The sequence below is a fragment of the Streptomyces sp. A3M-1-3 genome (assembly GCF_024213665.1).
In the GTDB taxonomy this organism is placed as follows: domain Bacteria; phylum Actinomycetota; class Actinomycetes; order Streptomycetales; family Streptomycetaceae; genus Streptomyces.
In genome coordinates this window covers 78,065-94,503 of the sequence record NZ_JANAVP010000029.1, presented here as the reverse complement: position 1 = coordinate 94,503, position 16,439 = coordinate 78,065, and the positions used below count along the sequence as shown (strand labels likewise).

16 protein-coding genes are annotated in these 16,439 nt (G+C 70.4%); 9 read left to right on the top strand and 7 right to left on the bottom strand.

What is annotated here, in order from left to right; all coding sequences use genetic code 11:
- Positions 1-201: 201 nt before the first annotated feature.
- Positions 202-333, top strand: coding sequence for a hypothetical protein (locus NLX86_RS34565; protein WP_302061820.1), 132 nt, complete (start codon positions 202-204; stop codon positions 331-333).
- 29 nt (positions 334-362) lie between these two features.
- On the opposite strand, the gene NLX86_RS27430 is transcribed toward NLX86_RS34565, so the two are convergent.
- Positions 363-1,472 carry an esterase family protein gene (locus tag NLX86_RS27430; protein ID WP_254374480.1) on the bottom strand — a complete coding sequence of 370 codons (1,110 nt, stop codon included), beginning with the start codon at positions 1,470-1,472 and terminating at the stop codon, positions 363-365.
- Positions 1,473-1,608: 136 nt separating this feature from the next.
- Between NLX86_RS27430 and NLX86_RS27425 the strand changes: the two genes are divergently transcribed.
- The 6 genes from NLX86_RS27425 (at position 1,609) to NLX86_RS27400 (ending at position 6,497) form a co-directional block, all read left to right on the top strand.
- Entirely contained in the window at positions 1,609-3,456 is a 1,848-nt protein-coding gene (locus tag NLX86_RS27425) for a phosphatidylglycerol lysyltransferase domain-containing protein (protein WP_254374479.1), read from the top strand.
- A 30-nt stretch (positions 3,457-3,486) separates the two neighbouring features.
- The gene (gene folP, locus NLX86_RS27420; RefSeq protein WP_254374478.1) at positions 3,487-4,350 is read left to right on the top strand and encodes a dihydropteroate synthase; all 864 of its coding nucleotides are present in this window, start codon (positions 3,487-3,489) and stop codon (positions 4,348-4,350) included.
- Complete coding sequence (locus NLX86_RS27415; RefSeq protein ID WP_308409645.1) at positions 4,347-4,808, top strand: nuclear transport factor 2 family protein; 462 nt, start codon at positions 4,347-4,349, stop codon at positions 4,806-4,808. Before folP ends, NLX86_RS27415 begins: the two co-directional genes overlap by 4 nt.
- 189 nt (positions 4,809-4,997) lie before the next feature.
- Positions 4,998-5,357: a dihydroneopterin aldolase gene (gene folB, locus NLX86_RS27410; protein WP_114039157.1), complete on the top strand. Its 360-nt coding sequence runs from the start codon at positions 4,998-5,000 to the stop codon at positions 5,355-5,357.
- Positions 5,354-5,965, top strand: coding sequence for a 2-amino-4-hydroxy-6-hydroxymethyldihydropteridine diphosphokinase (folK, locus tag NLX86_RS27405; RefSeq protein WP_254374477.1), 612 nt, complete (start codon positions 5,354-5,356; stop codon positions 5,963-5,965). The genes folB and folK overlap by 4 nt, the downstream gene beginning before the upstream one ends.
- A 52-nt stretch (positions 5,966-6,017) precedes the next feature.
- Positions 6,018-6,497 carry a DUF3180 domain-containing protein gene (locus NLX86_RS27400; RefSeq protein WP_254374476.1) on the top strand — a complete coding sequence of 160 codons (480 nt, stop codon included), beginning with the start codon at positions 6,018-6,020 and terminating at the stop codon, positions 6,495-6,497.
- 34 nt (positions 6,498-6,531) lie between these two features.
- Here NLX86_RS27400 and folE read toward each other — a convergent pair whose 3' ends face one another.
- From folE to dacB, 6 genes are all read right to left on the bottom strand, one after another.
- Positions 6,532-7,137: a GTP cyclohydrolase I FolE gene (gene folE / locus NLX86_RS27395; RefSeq protein ID WP_254374475.1), complete on the bottom strand. Its 606-nt coding sequence runs from the start codon at positions 7,135-7,137 to the stop codon at positions 6,532-6,534.
- A gap of 162 nt (positions 7,138-7,299) precedes the next feature.
- Positions 7,300-9,333 (bottom strand): ATP-dependent zinc metalloprotease FtsH, encoded by a 2,034-nt coding sequence (gene ftsH, locus NLX86_RS27390; protein WP_254374474.1) that lies wholly within the window; start codon positions 9,331-9,333, stop codon positions 7,300-7,302.
- A 185-nt stretch (positions 9,334-9,518) separates the two neighbouring features.
- The gene (gene hpt / locus NLX86_RS27385) at positions 9,519-10,058 is read right to left on the bottom strand and encodes a hypoxanthine phosphoribosyltransferase (RefSeq protein WP_093660903.1); all 540 of its coding nucleotides are present in this window, start codon (positions 10,056-10,058) and stop codon (positions 9,519-9,521) included.
- A 46-nt stretch (positions 10,059-10,104) separates the two neighbouring features.
- On the bottom strand, positions 10,105-11,121 hold the full coding sequence (gene tilS / locus NLX86_RS27380; RefSeq protein ID WP_254374473.1) for a tRNA lysidine(34) synthetase TilS: 1,017 nt from the start codon (positions 11,119-11,121) through the stop codon (positions 10,105-10,107).
- Between the two features lie 180 nt (positions 11,122-11,301).
- Positions 11,302-12,423 (bottom strand): zinc-dependent metalloprotease, encoded by a 1,122-nt coding sequence (locus tag NLX86_RS27375; protein WP_254374472.1) that lies wholly within the window; start codon positions 12,421-12,423, stop codon positions 11,302-11,304.
- A 69-nt stretch (positions 12,424-12,492) separates the two neighbouring features.
- The gene (gene dacB, locus NLX86_RS27370; RefSeq protein ID WP_254374471.1) at positions 12,493-14,004 is read right to left on the bottom strand and encodes a D-alanyl-D-alanine carboxypeptidase/D-alanyl-D-alanine-endopeptidase; all 1,512 of its coding nucleotides are present in this window, start codon (positions 14,002-14,004) and stop codon (positions 12,493-12,495) included.
- A 56-nt stretch (positions 14,005-14,060) separates the two neighbouring features.
- On the opposite strand from dacB, the gene NLX86_RS27365 reads away from it, so the two are divergent.
- Complete coding sequence (locus tag NLX86_RS27365) at positions 14,061-14,555, top strand: inorganic diphosphatase (protein WP_254374483.1); 495 nt, start codon at positions 14,061-14,063, stop codon at positions 14,553-14,555.
- 183 nt (positions 14,556-14,738) lie between these two features.
- Positions 14,739-16,427, top strand: coding sequence for a threonine/serine exporter ThrE family protein (locus NLX86_RS27360; RefSeq protein ID WP_254374470.1), 1,689 nt, complete (start codon positions 14,739-14,741; stop codon positions 16,425-16,427).
- Positions 16,428-16,439 lie beyond the last annotated feature (12 nt).

Genomic DNA, 16,439 nt, shown 5'->3' with positions numbered 1-16,439 from the left:
ACCTGATGCATCACGCCGCACGAGATGAAGGCTGTGATCCGGACCGGATCTCCTTCATCCGGACCCTGCGCGTCGTCCGCCGCCATGTCACCGGCCAGGCGGCGCTTTCCCCCCTGCCGACTCACCCGCGCCCTCACCGCGACCCTGCGTGAAATCCGCGAACGGCTCCTGCCAAACCGCCGACCACGATCCAACCCCCGCGTGATCAAACGCAAGATGGCCAACTGGAAGCTCAAACGGGCCGAACACCGCAACCCGCCCCGCCCCCAGGCCCCGGCCGTCACCCTCACCGAACCGACCAAGACCAGCCCGACCCGCCGGAAAAACCACTAAATCACCGGTATTGCGGCTAGCCCACAAGGTCACGCGGTGATGCGGCCGCTGAGCCACACCAGCGCGGGCGGGATCTCGCGCCGCCAGGTGTTGAAGTTGTGGCCGCCACTGTCGAGCATGATCGACGAGACCCGCCCGGGGGCCTTGACCCTGTCGATGAACTTCAGGGTGTCCTTGAGGTTGCCCTCGCCCTCCTTGCTGCTCGTCACCAGGAACGACGTCTTGGCGGGCGGCAGATGGTCGAGGCTCCACAGCACATTGGCGCGCCGGCGCAGCGTGTGGTCGCCGTGGAAGAGATCGCCCGTCGTCGGGTCCTCGGCGGCCTTGTAGTACGCGGACAGTCCCGCGCCCGCGGAGAAGGTGCCGGGGTGGTGCAGGGCGATCTTCAGCGCGCAGTAGCCGCCGGTCGAGTTGCCGATGAAGCCCCAGTTCTCCGGCTTGGTGCCGACCCGGTAGAACCCGGAGACGGCCTTCGGCAGGTCCTTGGCGAAGAAGGTCTCGGTCTGCGGTCCACCCGGTATGTCGACGCACTCGGTGTCGCGCGGCGGCGCGACGGTCGGGCGCAGCATGACCAGGATCATCGGCTGCATCCTGCCCGCTTTAGCCTGTTTGAAGGCGGTCTGTGGGTACTTCAGCCCTTTGAACAGGTTCTCCGCGGTGCCGGGGTAGCCGGTGAGCACCACGGCCGCGGGGAAGTTCGCCTTCCGGTGTTCCGGCTGGAAGTACTCCGGAGGCAGATAGACGTACGCCGGACTGGCGATCTTCGACCGCTGCCCCTCGATCACGACCTTCTGGATCTGGCCGCCGACCGCCGGGTTGGAGCCGCCCGGAACGTCCAGCCTCTGCTTCCCGACCACCTTGACGTGCTTGGCGCCGGCGGAGTGGTCCTCGACCACGCCCATCTGGTTCTCCTGGCCGAGGAGGTCGGCCCAGGACCCGTAGAAGAGAAAGGAGTTGTTGGCGGCGAGTCCCACCGCGGAGAAGAGCGCGAGCTGCGCCGCGAGGAGCAGACCGATGCGGCCGAGTACGGCGCGCCAGCTGCGGTTCGCGAGCCGTGGCCAGCACCACACCGTGGCGACGAACAACAGCACAGCCACCACAACGGCCAGCGCCAGAACCTTGTTACTGGTGAGACCCATGAGCAGTTCAAGACCTTCTGGATGAGTTTTTCCTGAGAGCGAGTAAACCCGCTCCCCCCGACTGCCGTCCTACTGGGCGCACATCGTCCGGAGGCTGCGCGTTCGGACACAGGATCTCTGGGAGCTCTGGGAAGCGATGTCTGTCAGGACAGATGGCGATAAGTCCGGACTGGTTCCGAATCGGGTACGCCGCGTCCTCAGCGGACCACGCCCCGAGGCGGTCCCCGCCCTGGTCGGCACAGCCTGCATGCTCGTGGGCCTGCTCGACATCGCGGCCGGGGTCTTCCCCCGCTTCCGGCACAGCCGGATGCACGCGGTGGCCGAGGTCCTGCCCGGTGCGCTCGGGCCGTTCGCGGCGGCCCTGGCGCTCAGCGCGGGCGTACTGCTGCTGCTCCTCGCGCACGGGCTCAAGCGCCGCAAGCGCCGCGCCTGGCGCGCCGCCGTGGTGCTGCTGCCCGCCGGGGCCGTGGCGCAGTTCACGTACCGTCACTCGGTCATCGGCGTACTCATCTCGCTCGCACTGCTGGCGCTGCTGCTGCGCCACCGCGGCGAGTTCGACGCACTGCCGGACCCGCGCAGCCGCTGGAAAGCGGTCGCCAACTTCGTCGTCCTCGGCGCCGGATCCATCGGGCTCGGCCTGGTGATCGTCAACTCCCACCCGCGCCGGATGCTGGGCGCCCCGAGCCTCGCCGACCAGCTCGAACACGTGATGTACGGCCTGTTCGGCTTCGAGGGCCCCATCGACTACGCGGGCCGCGTCTCCTGGACCGTCGGCTACTCGCTCGGCGCCCTCGGCCTGCTCACCGCCGTCACCACCATCTACCTGGCCTTCCGCCCCGAACACCCGGCCGCCCGGCTGACCGCCGACGACGAGCGGCGGCTGCGCGAGCTGCTGGAGCGGCACGGCGGCCGGGACTCGCTGGGCCACTTCGCGCTCCGCCGCGACAAGGGCGTCATCTTCTCCCCCAGCGGCAAGGCCGCCGTCACCTACCGCGTCGTCTCCGGGGTGATGCTGGCGTCCGGCGACCCGATCGGTGACGTCGAGGCGTGGCCCGGCGCGATCGAGCGGTTCATGGACGAGGCCAAGGCCCACTCGTGGACCCCCGCCGTGATGGGCTGCAGCGAGACCGGCGGCGAGGTGTGGACCCGCGAGACCGGACTGGACGCGCTGGAACTCGGCGACGAAGCGGTGGTGGACGTGCGGGATTTCTCGCTGTCCGGCCGGGCCATGCGGAACGTACGCCAGATGGTCAAACGCATCGAGCGAAACGGTTACGAGACCCGCGTCCGGCGCGTCCGTGATCTCTCCGACGCCGAACTGGAGCGGATCCGCGGCGCCGCCGCGGACTGGCGCGGCACCGACACCGAGCGCGGCTTCTCGATGGCGCTCGGCCGGATCGGCGACCCTGACGACGGGGACTGTGTGATCGCCACCGCGCACAGGGCGGACGCGGACGACGCGGGTGAGCCCGGCCCGTACGGAGACCTGAAGGCGGTCCTCCACTTCGTTCCGTGGGGCCCGGACGGCATGTCGCTGGACCTGATGCGCCGCGACCGCTCCGCCGACCCCGGCATGAACGAACTCCTCATCGTCGCCGCCCTCCAGGCCGCGCCCAAGCTGGGCGTCGAGAAAGTCTCGCTCAACTTCGCGATGTTCCGCTCGGCCCTCGCCCGTGGCGAGAAGCTGGGCGCGGGACCGGTCCTGCGCGGCTGGCGCGGCCTGCTGGTCTTCCTCTCGCGCTGGTTCCAGATCGAGTCGCTGTACAAGTTCAACGCGAAGTTCCGGCCCCGCTGGGAGCCCCGCTTCGTGGTCTTCCGCTCCACCCGTGACCTGCCGCGCATCGGCTTCGCCGCGATGCAGGCCGAGGGCTTCGTCACGCTGGCCCTCCCCCGCCCGTTCGCCCGCCGCCGCCCCGCCGGCCATCCCCGGCCCTGCGCGCATCTGACGCACGTGAGCGGCGAACGGGAGATCCGGGCCGCATAGCCGGCCCCGCGCAGCGCCTAGTCTGGAGGCATGAGTACGTTGCGTGGGCGCGGCCGGGTCGAGGGGCTGCCGCAGTGGGACCGGTGTGCGGTGATGGGAGTCGTCAATGTGACGCCCGACTCCTTCTCCGACGGCGGCCGCTGGTTCGACACCACCTCGGCGGTCAAGCACGGCCTGGAGCTGGTGGCCGAGGGCGCCGACCTGGTCGACGTCGGCGGTGAGTCCACCCGTCCCGGCGCCTCCCGGGTCGACGAGGACGAGGAACTGCGCCGCGTCGTCCCCGTCGTCCGCGGCCTGGCCTCCGAGGGCGTCACCGTCTCCGTGGACACCATGCGCGCCTCCGTCGCCGAGCAGGCCGTCGCCGCCGGCGCGGTCCTCGTCAACGACGTCAGCGGCGGCCTCGCCGACCCGGCGATGGTCCCGGCGGTCGCCGCGATCGGCGTCCCGTTCGTCGTCATGCACTGGCGCGGCTTCAGCCAGGACATGAACAGCCGTGCGGTGTACGGCGATGTGGTGACCGAAGTCACCGCGGAACTCCGCGCCCGGATGGACGCCGTGGTCGACGGCGGCATCGCCGCCGAGCGCATCGTCATCGACCCGGGCCTCGGCTTCGCCAAGGACGCCGGGCACGACCTCTCCCTGGTCGCGCACCTCGACGCGCTGCACGGGCTGGGCCGCCCGCTGCTGGTGGCCGCCTCCCGCAAGCGGTTCCTCGGACGCGTACTCGCCGGCGAGAACGGCGCTCCGCCGCCCGCCCGGGAGCGCGACGCCGCCACGGCCGCCGTCTCCGCGCTCGCCGCGCACGCGGGCGCCTGGGCGGTACGGGTGCATGAGGTACGCGCGACGGCGGACGCGGTCCGGGTGGCGCGGGCCGTCGAGGGCGCTGCCCGGTGAACCGTCCCCGTACCGACGTCGAGCAGATCGAGCACGCCAACACCGCCTTCTACGAGGCCATGGAGCGAGGGGACTTCGAGGGACTCTCCGACCTCTGGCTGAACGACGACGACTCCGAGATCTCCTGCGTCCACCCGGGCTGGCCGGTGCTGTCCGGGCGGGGCGAGGTACTCCGCTCGTACGCGCTGATCATGGCGAACACGGACTACATCCAGTTCTTCCTGACCGATACAAAGGTGACCGTCGCCGACGACACCGCCCTGGTCACCTGTACGGAGAACATCCTCAGCGGCGGCCCCGCCGAGGAGGCGGGCGAGCTGGGGCCGCTCGTGGGGCAGCTGGTCGTCGCCACCAATGTGTTCCGTCGCACACCGGACGGGTGGAAGGTCTGGTCGCACCACGGCTCTCCGGTGCTCGCCGAATCCGATGAGGAAGAGGACGACGAAGCATCCTCCTGAGTGGGTAAGGGCCAGTTGAGGATTGGATCTCCGGCTGCGGGGTATGGGCGGCTACCAGCTCCGCCACGCCCTGTCCATAGCCCCCGCGGGCAAGGACTGTCGGTGCGCGCAGGTAGATTCGAATAAGGGTGGTGCGCCGACCGCACTCGGCCCATGCCCGTGTGAACTACGAAAGCAGGAGTGATTCGCGTGGATCGTGTCGCGCTGCGCGGCCTCAAGGCCCGCGGGCACCACGGCGTCTTCCCCCGGGAGCGCGAGGAAGGCCAGACCTTCATCGTGGATCTGGTGCTCGGCCTCGACACCCGTCCCGCGGCGGCCGACGACGACCTGGCGAAGACCGTGCACTACGGCGTGGTGGCCGAGGAAGTCGTGGACGTCGTCCAGGGCGAACCGGTCGACCTGATCGAGACCCTGGCGGAGCGGATCGCCCAGCAGTGCCTCAAGCACGAGGGCGTCAAGGAGGTCGAGGTGGTCGTGCACAAGCCCGACGCCCCGATCACCGTCCCGTTCGACGACGTGACCATCACCATCACCCGGAGCCGAGTATGACTGCGTTTTCTACCGAGGGGCAGAGCGACCCGACGGTACAGCCGGTGCCCGCCTCCGTGGTGGAGCAGGTGGACGCGGCCGATGTCACCCTGTCCAACCCGAAACGGGCCGTGATCGCCCTCGGCGCCAATCTGGGCAACCGCCTGGAGACGCTCCAGGGCGCGATCGACGCCCTGGAGGACACGCCGGGCCTGCGGGTCAAGGCGGTCTCCCCGGTGTACGAGACGGAGCCGTGGGGGGTGGAGCCCGGGTCCCAGCCCTCGTACTTCAACGCGGTGATCGTCGTGAAGACCACCCTGCCGCCCGGCTCCCTGCTGGAGCGCGGCCAGGCCATCGAGGAAGCCTTCGACCGGGTGCGCGAGGAGCGCTGGGGTCCGCGCACGATCGACGTCGACATCGTCGCGTACGCCGACGTCGTCTCCGACGACCCGCTGCTCACGCTCCCCCACCCGCGTGCCCACCAGCGTGCCTTCGTACTGGCCCCGTGGCACGACGTGGAGCCGGAGGCCCACCTTCCGGGCCACGGGCAGGTCGGTGACCTGCTGGCGGGCCTCGGCCGGGACGGTGTCGCGCCGCGCGCCGATCTGGAACTCCGCCTGCCCGAGTAGTCGTTAGCCTGTGGGGCTGCGGCTCCACCAACGACATCTAGGGAAGAGCTACGTGAAGCAACTACGGCTCGGTGTGCTGGCCGGTCTGTTCGTGGTGGCCGGGGTGCTGTCCTGGGCGGGCGCCCGGCTGTGGAACTCGGTCGGCGACCTGCCCAGCATCCCGCTCGCGGCCCCCATCGTGCTGGCGGCGATCGCCGCCGTGCTGCTCGCGACGGCGCTGTCGCTGCGCGCGCGGCTGAAGGCGCAGCGCGAGCGGCGGCCCGGCGCGAAGGGCGTCGAGCCGCTGATGGCCGCCCGTGCGGTGGTCTTCGGCCAGGCGAGCGCCCTGGTCGCCGCCCTGGTCTGCGGGATGTACGGCGGGACGGGCCTGTTCCTGCTGCTGGACGGCCTTGACGTGCCGGCGCTGCGCGACCAGGCGATCTACGCGGGCCTGGCGGTGCTGGCCGGCGCGGGGGTCGTCGCGGCGGCGATGTTCCTGGAGCGGGTCTGCAAGCTCCCGGAGGACGAGGACGACACCATGAGCCGGGCGTAACCGCGGCTCAGCCGGTTCAGCCGGTTCAGCCCGTTCAGCGCGACATGATCAGGCTCATCGCTTCGTTGCGGGTGGCCGCGTCCCGCAGCTGACCGCGCACCGCGGAGGTGATGGTCTTCGCGCCGGGCTTGCGGATCCCGCGCATCGACATGCACATGTGCTCACACTCGATGACCACGATGACGCCGCGCGGCTCCAGGATCTCCATCAGCGAGTCGGCGACCTGCGTGGTGAGCCGCTCCTGCACCTGCGGCCGGCGGGCGAAGACGTCGACGAGCCGGGCCAGCTTGGAGAGTCCGGTGATCTTGCCGGTGGTGGCCGGGATGTAGCCGACGTGCGCAACACCGCGGAAGGGCACCAGGTGGTGCTCACAGGTCGAGAACACCTCGATGTCGCGGACCAGCACCAGCTCGTCGTGGCCGAGATCGAACGTCGTCGTCAGGACGTCCTCGGGCTTCTGCCACAGACCGCCGAATATCTCCTTGTACGCACGGGCGACCCGCCCCGGCGTCTCCCGCAGGCCCTCACGGTCCGGGTCCTCCCCGACCGCGATGAGGAGCTCGCGTACGGCGTTCTCGGCGCGCTTCTCGTCGAACTCGCCGATCGTGCCCTCGCCGTCCAGCGTCACCGGGTCGGTCATGTGTGCCTCGTTCCTGTTCCTGTGCTTCGCGCCTGTGCTTACGCGTGCGGCCGTACCAAAAAAGGGGAGCGGCCGAAAAATGCCGCGTCCCCCAGCTAAAACCTGGGGGACGCGGCATTCATTCCGGGGCCCGAGGGCCGGGCCCCGGAATCAGATCCCGGTTCAGCTCTCGGGGCGCTCCTCGGGGACGACCTCGATGACCTTGTCCGCCGGAGCGGCGGTCACCGCGGGCGTGGCACCGTTCGCGCCATTGGTCAGCGACAGTTCCTTCGGGGACAGCACCGGCGGCCGGGTGGAGGGCGTACGCCGTGACGAGCCGGTCCACGCCGGGCGGGCCGGGCGCTTCACGATCGTCGAGAAGATCTCGGCGATCTGCTCCTTGTTCAGCGTTTCCTTCTCCAGCAGCGCGAGGACCAGGTTGTCGAGAACGTCGCGGTTCTCGACGAGGATCTCCCAGGCCTCGTTGTGCGCGGTCTCGATGAGCTTCTTGACCTCTTCGTCGACCAGCGCCGCGACCTCTTCCGAGTAGTCGCGCGGGTGGGACATCTCACGTCCCAGGAACGGCTCGCTGTTGTCACCGCCGAACTTGATCGCACCCAGCCGCTCGGTCATGCCGTACTGCGTGACCATCGCGCGGGCCGTCGTGGTGGCCTTCTCGATGTCGTTGGCCGCACCCGTGGTCGGGTCGTGGAAGACGAGCTCCTCGGCCGCGCGCCCGCCCAGCATGTACGCGAGCTGGTCGAGCATCTCGTTGCGCGTGGTCGAGTACCTGTCCTCCTCCGGCAGCACCATGGTGTAGCCGAGCGCCCGGCCGCGGGACAGGATCGTGATCTTGTGGACCGGGTCGGAGTTGGGCGAAGCCGCCGCGACCAGGGCGTGACCGCCCTCGTGGTACGCGGTGATCTTCTTCTCCTTGTCGGACATGATCCGGGTCCGCTTCTGCGGGCCCGCCACCACACGGTCGATCGCCTCGTCCAGAGCGTGGTTGTCGACCAGCTTCTTGTCGCTGCGCGCGGTGAGCAGCGCGGCTTCGTTCAGCACGTTCGACAGATCCGCGCCGGTGAAGCCGGGCGTACGCCGGGCAACAGCGCCCAGGTCGACGTCCGGGGCGACCGGCTTGCCCTTCTGGTGGACCTTGAGGATCTCCAGCCGGCCCTGCATGTCCGGGCGGTCGACCGCGATCTGCCGGTCGAAGCGGCCCGGGCGCAGCAGCGCCGGGTCGAGGATGTCGGGCCGGTTGGTGGCGGCGATCAGGATGACGCCGCCCTTCACGTCGAAGCCGTCCATCTCGACGAGCAGCTGGTTGAGAGTCTGCTCACGCTCGTCGTGACCACCGCCGAGACCCGCACCGCGGTGCCGGCCGACGGCGTCGATCTCGTCGACGAAAACGATCGCCGGAGCGTTCGCCTTGGCCTGCTCGAAGAGGTCGCGCACCCTGGAGGCACCGACACCGACGAACATCTCGACGAAGTCGGAGCCGGAGATCGAGTAGAACGGGACACCGGCCTCGCCCGCGACGGCGCGGGCCAGCAGCGTCTTGCCCGTACCAGGCGGGCCGTACAGCAGCACACCCTTCGGGATCTTGGCTCCGACGGCCTGGAACTTCGCCGGCTCCTGCAGGAACTCCTTGATCTCGTAGAGCTCCTCGACCGCCTCGTCGGCCCCCGCCACATCGGCGAAGGTCGTCTTCGGGGTGTCCTTGGTGATCAGCTTGGCCTTGGACTTCCCGAACTGCATGACCCGGGAGCCGCCGCCCTGCATCTGATTCATCAGGAACAGGAAGACAACGACGATGAGGACGAAGGGCAACAGCGAGAGCAGGATCCCGAGGAACGGGTTCTGCTTGTCGGGCTTGACGGAGTAGCCGTCGGTGATCTGCCCGCCCTCGGACTTGGCCTGGAGATCCTTGGCCAGCTCGGCGCCCTGGTCACCGATGTAGTTCGCCTGGAACTTGTCGCCGGACTTCTCGCCCTGGAGCTTCTGGCCGTTCTTGAGGTCGACCTTGATCATCTGGGAATCGCCGGTCGTCAGCTCGGCCGACTCCACCTGGTTCTTGCTGATCGCCTGGATGACCTTGCTGGTGTCCACCGTCTTGTAGCCGCCGGACGAGCCGACGACCTGCATCAACACGACCACGGCGAGGACGGCCAGCACGATCCACATGACCGGCCCACGGAAGTATCGCTTCACGTCCATCCATACGGGGCGGTGTCGCCCCGTCCCTCCTGCCCGTAGGTAAATGCTGCTGTGAGAAAAGACTGTTCTTCGGAAGGTACCCCAGCATTGTCACCCGCGACTGCACGGTGCGGCTGGCAAAGACGCCTTCCCCTGCTCCAACGGCGCGAAATGGGTGAGGGTTCCCCGAAGGGCTGCCCGGGTCCTCAGCCGCCGTAGACGTGCGGCGCGAGGGTGCCGACGAACGGGAGATTCCGGTACTTCTCCGCGTAGTCCAGGCCGTAGCCCACGACAAACTCGTTAGGAATGTCGAAGCCGATCCACTTCACGTCGATCGCGACCTTCGCGGCGTCCGGCTTGCGCAGCAGGGTGCAGACCTCGAGCGAGGCGGGCTCCCGGGAACCGAGGTTCGACAGCAGCCAGGACAGCGTCAGGCCCGAGTCGATGATGTCCTCGACGATCAGGACGTGCTTGCCCTTGATGTCGGTGTCCAGGTCCTTGAGGATCCGGACCACGCCGGAGGACTGGGTGCCCGCGCCGTACGAGGACACCGCCATCCAGTCCATGGTGACCGGGGTGGACAGCGCACGCGCCAGGTCCGCCATCACCATCACGGCGCCCTTCAGCACACCGACGATGAGCAGGTCCTTGCCCGCGTACTCCGCATCGATCTTCGCGGCCAGCTCGGCCAGCTTCGCGTCGATCTCTTCCTTGGTGATGAGCACCGACTTGAGGTCGGCGCCCATGTCCTTCTCGTCCACGTACGTCACTTTCCTGGGGTGCTTCAGCGCTTCAGCCCTGCCGGATGACAAGTCTGCCACCCTGCCGCCGCGCCTCCACCCGGCCGGGGAGGTTGATGGCTCCCTGACCGCGCCAGCCGGTGATCAGCCGGTCCACTTCCTCGATGTGCCGGGCGAAGAGCGAGCCGGCGGGCGAACCCGCGGCGATGACGGCCTTGCGCAGCACCCGGCGGCGGACGGCGGACGGCAGGGCGAAGAGCTTCGCGCAGTCGAGCTGACCGGATCCGTCGCGTACGGACGCGTCCGCGTCGGCGGCCCAGGCGTCCAGGGCGTCGGCGTCGTCCCGGGAGAGCTGCGCGGTGCGGGCGAGCGCCTCGATGACGCCTTTGCCCAGCGCTTTCTCCAGCGCGGGCAGGCCCTCGTGGCGCAGCCGGGAGCGGGTGTACGCGGGGTCCGCGTTGTGCGGGTCGTCCCAGACGGCGAGCGACTGGACCATGCAGGCCTTGCGGGCGGTCTGCCGGTCGATGCCCAGGAAGGGGCGGCGGTAGCGGCCCTCGGAGCCGGGACCGCCGGAGACGGAGGCCATGCCGGACAGGGAGCGGATGCCGGAGCCGCGGGCGAGGCCCAGCAGGACGGTTTCGGCCTGGTCGTCGCGGGTGTGGCCGAGGAGTACGGCGTCGGCGCCGAGGCGCTGCGCGGCCTCGTCGAGGGCGGCGTACCGGGCGTCGCGGGCGGCCGCTTCGGGGCCGCCGTCGCGGCCGACGGTGACGGCGACCGACTCGACCGGGTCCAGCCGCAGCGCGGTCATGCGCGTGACGACCTCGGCGGCCCGCAGATCGGAGCCGGCCTGGAGGCCGTGGTCGACGGTGACACCGCCGGCCCGGACGGAGAGTTTGGGGGCTTCGAAGGCGAGAGCGGAGGCGAGCGCCATCGAATCGGCGCCGCCGGAGCAGGCGACCAGCACGAGGGGCGTCGCGCCCGGCTCGTGCGGTGTGTAGTCGGTCAGTACGTCGTGAAGTACGCGGCGGACCGCCAGGCGTATCGCCGCGACCGCAGGATGGGGACCCATGTCCGGTGCCCTTCGGTGAAGTTGGGGGGTGCGTTGCGTCGGGGGGCAGATCAGTCACTCAGAGTGCGTCGATGGTGACAGAGCCGAGCCGTTCCCCGAGCATCGCACGCCTATCCATCGCCCACGGTCCCTCGGATGGGTGATTGGGGAGGCGTTCTCCTGCCGCCGGCAGCGTCCCCGTCACCCCTCTGCTCTACGGTGCACCCGCGCGACCCAGTCCGCCGGTTTGGCGATCTCCGCCTTGGTGGGCAGCGTGTTCGGAGAGGTCCAGACGCGGTTGAAGCCGTCCATGCCGACCTCCTCCACCACGGCCCGTACGAAGCGCTCGCCGTCCCGGTACTGGCGCAGCTTGGCGTCCAGGCCCAGCAGCTTGCGCAGGGCCTGGTCGAGGCGGCTGGCGCCGCTGGCCCGGCGCTGCTGGAACTTCTCCCGGATCTCGGCGACGGAGGCCACGATGTCCGGTCCGACTCCGTCCATCACATAGTCCGCGTGCCCCTCCAGCAGGGACATCACGGCGGTCAGCCGGCCCAGGATCTCCCGCTGGGCCGGGGTCTGCACCAACTCGACGATCGACCGGCCGTTTTCGTCGTCGTCGCGGGGGCCCGCCAGCGACTGGGCCGCCTCCCGGAGGCGCTCGAGGATCGTCATCGGGTCGACCTCGGTCTGCTCGAGGAATGACTGGATTTCGCCCTCGAGGTGGTCGCGCAGCCACGGCACCGCCGTGAACTGGGTGCGGTGAGTCTCCTCGTGCAGGCACACCCACAGGCGGAAGTCGTGCGGGTCGACGTCCAGCTCGCGCTCGACGTGCACGATGTTCGGGGCGACGAGCAGCAGCCGGCCGCCGCCGCGCTCGGATCCGGGGAGGTCGCGCGAGGCGGGGGCGAAGGTCTCGTACTGGCCGAGCACGCGTGACGCGAGGAACGACAGCAGCATGCCCAGCTCGACGCCGGTCACCTTGCCGCCGACCGCGCCCATCACGGCGCCGCCCGGGGTGCCGCCCCGGCGCTCCTGCATCTTGTCCAGCAGAGGCCGCAGCAGCTCACGGAAGCCCGCGACGTTCGCCTTGACCCAGCCGGCCCGGTCGACGACGAGGACGGGGGTGTCCTCCGCCTCGGTGCCCTCCGGCATCATGCGGGTGAACGAACGGACGTGCTCCTCCGAGGACTTGGCATGCCTGCGCAGCTCCGCGACGACGGCACGCGCCTCGTCCCGGGTCACCTCCGGACCCGGCCGTACCAGCCGGGTCGCGGTCGCCACCGCAAGATTCCAGTCGACCATCTCCGCACCACCGATGCTCGTCATGCGTCAACCGTACGTGCTCGGGTCTCCCGCGGTGAGGTGTTGGACCCGGCTCCGTCCCGGTCCGATCCCCTACGGGACCCCGGTGACGGCTGAGGCCAGCCGGTCGAGCGCGGACTCGGCCGCGTCTTTGCCCAGGGTCCCCGAAGCCATGAACGCGAACGCGAGCAGTCGTCCGTTCGCGTCCACCACGGTGCCCGCGAGGGTGTTCACGCCGTTCAGTGTGCCGGTTTTGGCGCGGACCAGCCCGCCGACGGGTGAGCCGTCCCCGTACCGCTTGCTCAGCGTGCCGGTGAAGCCGGCCACCGGCAGGCCGGTGAGCACCGGGCGCAGCTGGGGGCGGGCGGGGTCGGCGGCGCGGACGAGGAGGCCGGTGAGGAAGGCGGCGGAGACCTTGTCGTCGCGGTTCAGTCCGCTGCCGTCCGCGAAGCGGGTGCGCTTGGTGTCCATTCCGAGCTCGCGCAGCTCGGCGGCGACCGCCTTCCGCGCGCCCTCGAAGCTCGCGGGCTCGCCCGCCGCGAGGGCGGTCTGGCGGGCCAGGGCCTCGGCGATGTCGTTGTCGCTGTTGGTCAGCATCCGCTCCACCAGGGCGGACAGGGGCGCGGAGAGGCTCTTGGCCAGGGGTTTCGCCGTAGCGGCGGGCTTCCCGGGGGCGGGGTCGCCGGTCGTACGGATGCCGCGCTCGCGCAGCATCCCGGCGAAGGCGCGGGCCGCGTCGCCGGCCGGGTCGCCGGTACGTGGCGCCACTCCCGCGTCGGAGTCGTCGAGGCGGCCTTCGTCGGCCATCAGCGGGGTGATCCGGGCGATGTTGTCGTTGCCGGCGCCGATGGGGTGGTACTCCGGGCCCGAGTAGAGCGAGGTGTCGTACGCGAGCGTGACCTCGGCGATGCCGCGGCCTTTGAGGGCGCGGGCGGTGTCGTCGGCCAGGGCGGGCAGGCTCGCCCCGCTTGCGGGTGTGCCGCGCTTGCCGGGCTTGCGGGCGGTCAGGGTCGGGTCGCCGCCGCCGACGAGCACGATCTGCCGGGTGCCGGCCTTGAGGTCGGCGCCGGGGGCCGCCATGACGGTCGTGGCGATGCGGTGGTCCGGGCCGAGGGCGGAGAGCACGGCCGCGGCCGTGGCGATCTTGACCGTGGAGGCCGGTGTCATGGCCTCCCCGGCCCCGGAGCCGTACAGCTGCTCGCCCGTGGCGGTGTCCACGACCGAGGCGGTCTGCACCGTGCCGAGCGCGGGGACGTTCAGCAGCGGCCGGAGCGCGGCAGCGAGCGGGCCGGCGCCGGCCGGCGGGACAGCCTGTGTGCCGAGGGCGGAGAGCACTCCGGCGGCGCTCGGCGCGGGGGCCGGCGCGAGGGGCGAGACGGGGGGCGAGACGGGGGGCGGGGAGGCGCTGCGGCCGTGATGTCCGCCACCCGTCCGGTCCTGGGACGCGGCCCACTGCCGCTCGGCCTTACGCTGACCGGAGTCCCAAGGGCCTGCCGCGGTCACCACCCCGGCCGAGAGGGCGAGGCCGACCACGGCGGCGCCCGTCGCGAGTTGCCACGTTCTGATCACTGGCACCTCGGACCAGCCCCTTTCGCGATCACTCATGTGCGTGAGGGACACTTAATCACCCGAAGTATGTGCTGATCATGGAGGAGCCACCCGTGGAGTTCGACGTCACCATCGAGATCCCGAAGGGTTCGCGGAACAAGTACGAGGTGGACCACGAGACCGGTCGGATCCGCCTGGACCGTCGACTCTTCACTTCGACCAGCTACCCGGCCGACTACGGCTTTGTCGAGAACACCCTCGGCGAGGACGGCGACCCGCTGGACGCCCTGGTCATCCTGGACGAGCCGACCTTCCCCGGCTGCCTCATCAAGTGCCGCGCGATCGGCATGTTCCGGATGACCGACGAGGCCGGCGGCGACGACAAGCTGCTGTGCGTGCCGGCGTCCGACCCGCGCGTCGAGCACCTGCGCGACATCCACCACGTGTCGGAGTTCGACCGTCTGGAGATCCAGCACTTCTTCGAGGTCTACAAGGACCTGGAGCCGGGCAAGTCGGTCGAGGGCGCGAACTGGGTCGGCCGGACCGAGGCCGAGGCCGAGATCGAGGCCTCGTACAAGCGCCTTCAGGCTCAGGGCGGCAACCACTGACGAGCCCCAGCGGCTCGCGTGACGGCATGGCGGGCGGTGCACCCCAGCGGGGACGCACCGCCCGCCGGTGTGTTTGGGCCGCTCCTGGGGCCACAGGACCCACTGCGGTAACACTGGACATACTGGGCATGCGGAACGTGCGAGAACCGCGTCAGGACGGTCGGCACGGAAAGAAGGAGTGTGTTGGTGGCGGAGCCGGAAGGGTCCGAGGACCGCAAGCCGCAGTCTGACGAGGCGCGGAGCGCCTTTACGCCACCCGCCGGGGTGGAACAGCCGGCGGTGGCCGAGGAAGAGCATCCGACCTCGGAGTTCGCGGTTCCGTCCGGGCTGGCTCCCGATGCGGCCGGCGAGGCACCCGCCCAGGCACCTGCCCAGGCACCTGCCAAGACTGAGGGGTCTGCCTTCGCACCGCCCAGCACGTACAGCGCCCAGCACTCGCCACCCGCCTTCACACCCGCCCACGGCTTTCCCACGGTCAGGCTGACCAAAGAGGCGCCCTGGCAGGACCGCATGCGCACGATGCTGCGCATGCCGGTGGGCGAGCGGCCGGTCGCCGAGCCGGTGCAGAAGCAGGACGACGCCGGTCCTGCCGTACCGCGCGTGCTCGACCTGACCCTGCGTATCGGCGAACTGCTGCTCGCGGGGGGCGAGGGCGCCGAGGACGTGGAGGCGGCGATGTTCGCCGTCACCCAGGCGTACGGTCTGGACCGCTGCGAGCCCACGGTCACCTTCACCCTGCTGTCGATCTCCCACCAGCCGTCGCTGGTCGACGACCCGGTGACGGCCAGCAGGACCGTACGCAGGCGGGCCACCGACTACACCCGGCTGGCCGCGGTGTTCCGGCTGGTCGCGGACATCAGCGCCGAGGACATCGACGTCTCGCTGGAGGAGGCGTACCGGCGGCTCGCGGAGATCCGACGCAACCGGCACCCGTACCCGGGCTGGGTGCTCACCGCGGCCAGCGGACTGCTGGCCGGGGCGGCGTCCACTCTGGTCGGCGGTGGCGTGGTGGTGTTTCTCGCCGCGGCGGTCGGCGCGATGCTCGGCGACCGGCTGGCGTGGCTGTTCGCGGGCCGCGGGCTGCCGGAGTTCTACCAGTTCGTAGCGGCGGCGATGCCGCCCGCGGCGATGGGCGTCGCGCTGACCCTCGCGCACGCGGACGTCCGCGCCTCCGCGGTGATCACCGGTGGGCTGTTCGCGCTGCTGCCGGGAAGGGCTCTGGTCGCGGGCGTACAGGACGGCCTGACCGGCTTCTACATCACCGCCGCCGCCCGGCTGCTCGAAGTCATGTACCTGTTCGTCGGCATCGTCGTCGGCGTGCTGCTGGTGCTCTATCTCGGTGTGCAGCTGGGCGCCGAGCTGGACCCCGACGCGGCGCTGACGATCACCGAGCGGCCGGTGGCGCAGATCCTGGCCTCCATGGTGCTCTGCTTCACCTTTGCGATCCTGCTCCAGCAGGAACGCGGCACGGTGCTGATGGTGACCCTCAACGGCGGCGTCGCCTGGGTGGTCTACGGAGCGATGCACTACGCGGGCGGGATTCCGCCGGTGCCCTCGACCGCCGTCGCAGCCGGCCTCGTCGGCCTGTTCGGGCAGCTGTTCTCGCGCTACCAGTTCGCTTCTGCCCTGCCGTACGTCACCGCGGCGATCGGCCCGCTGCTGCCGGGCTCCGCGACGTACTTCGGGCTGCTTGCCATCGCCCAGAACCGGCTGGACGCGGGCCTGGTCTCGCTCACCAACGCGGCCGCGCTGGCCATCGCCATCGCAATCGGCGTGAACCTGGGCGGGGAGATCTCCCGGCTGTTCATCCGGCTGCCGGGCGCGGTCAGCCGGGCGAACCGCCGCGCGGCCAAGCGGACGCGCGGCTTCTGATGATGCCGCCTC

What these genes read in the sequence shown, in the direction of transcription:
- tilS (WP_254374473.1), bottom strand. Translation starts at nt 11,121, where the DNA reads ATGGGTCCCCATCCTGCGGTCGCGGCGATACGCCTGGCGGTCCGCCGC.
- dacB (WP_254374471.1), bottom strand. Translation starts at nt 14,004, where the DNA reads ATGAGTGATCGCGAAAGGGGCTGGTCCGAGGTGCCAGTGATCAGAACG.
- folK (WP_254374477.1), top strand. Translation starts at nt 5,354, where the DNA reads ATGACTGCGTTTTCTACCGAGGGGCAGAGCGACCCGACGGTACAGCCG.
- ftsH (WP_254374474.1), bottom strand. Translation starts at nt 9,333, where the DNA reads ATGGACGTGAAGCGATACTTCCGTGGGCCGGTCATGTGGATCGTGCTG.
- folP (WP_254374478.1), top strand. Translation starts at nt 3,487, where the DNA reads ATGAGTACGTTGCGTGGGCGCGGCCGGGTCGAGGGGCTGCCGCAGTGG.
- folE (WP_254374475.1), bottom strand. Translation starts at nt 7,137, where the DNA reads ATGACCGACCCGGTGACGCTGGACGGCGAGGGCACGATCGGCGAGTTC.
- hpt (WP_093660903.1), bottom strand. Translation starts at nt 10,058, where the DNA reads ATGGGCGCCGACCTCAAGTCGGTGCTCATCACCAAGGAAGAGATCGAC.
- NLX86_RS27425 (WP_254374479.1), top strand. Translation starts at nt 1,609, where the DNA reads ATGTCTGTCAGGACAGATGGCGATAAGTCCGGACTGGTTCCGAATCGG.
- NLX86_RS27375 (WP_254374472.1), bottom strand. Translation starts at nt 12,423, where the DNA reads ATGACGAGCATCGGTGGTGCGGAGATGGTCGACTGGAATCTTGCGGTG.
- NLX86_RS27430 (WP_254374480.1), bottom strand. Translation starts at nt 1,472, where the DNA reads ATGGGTCTCACCAGTAACAAGGTTCTGGCGCTGGCCGTTGTGGTGGCT.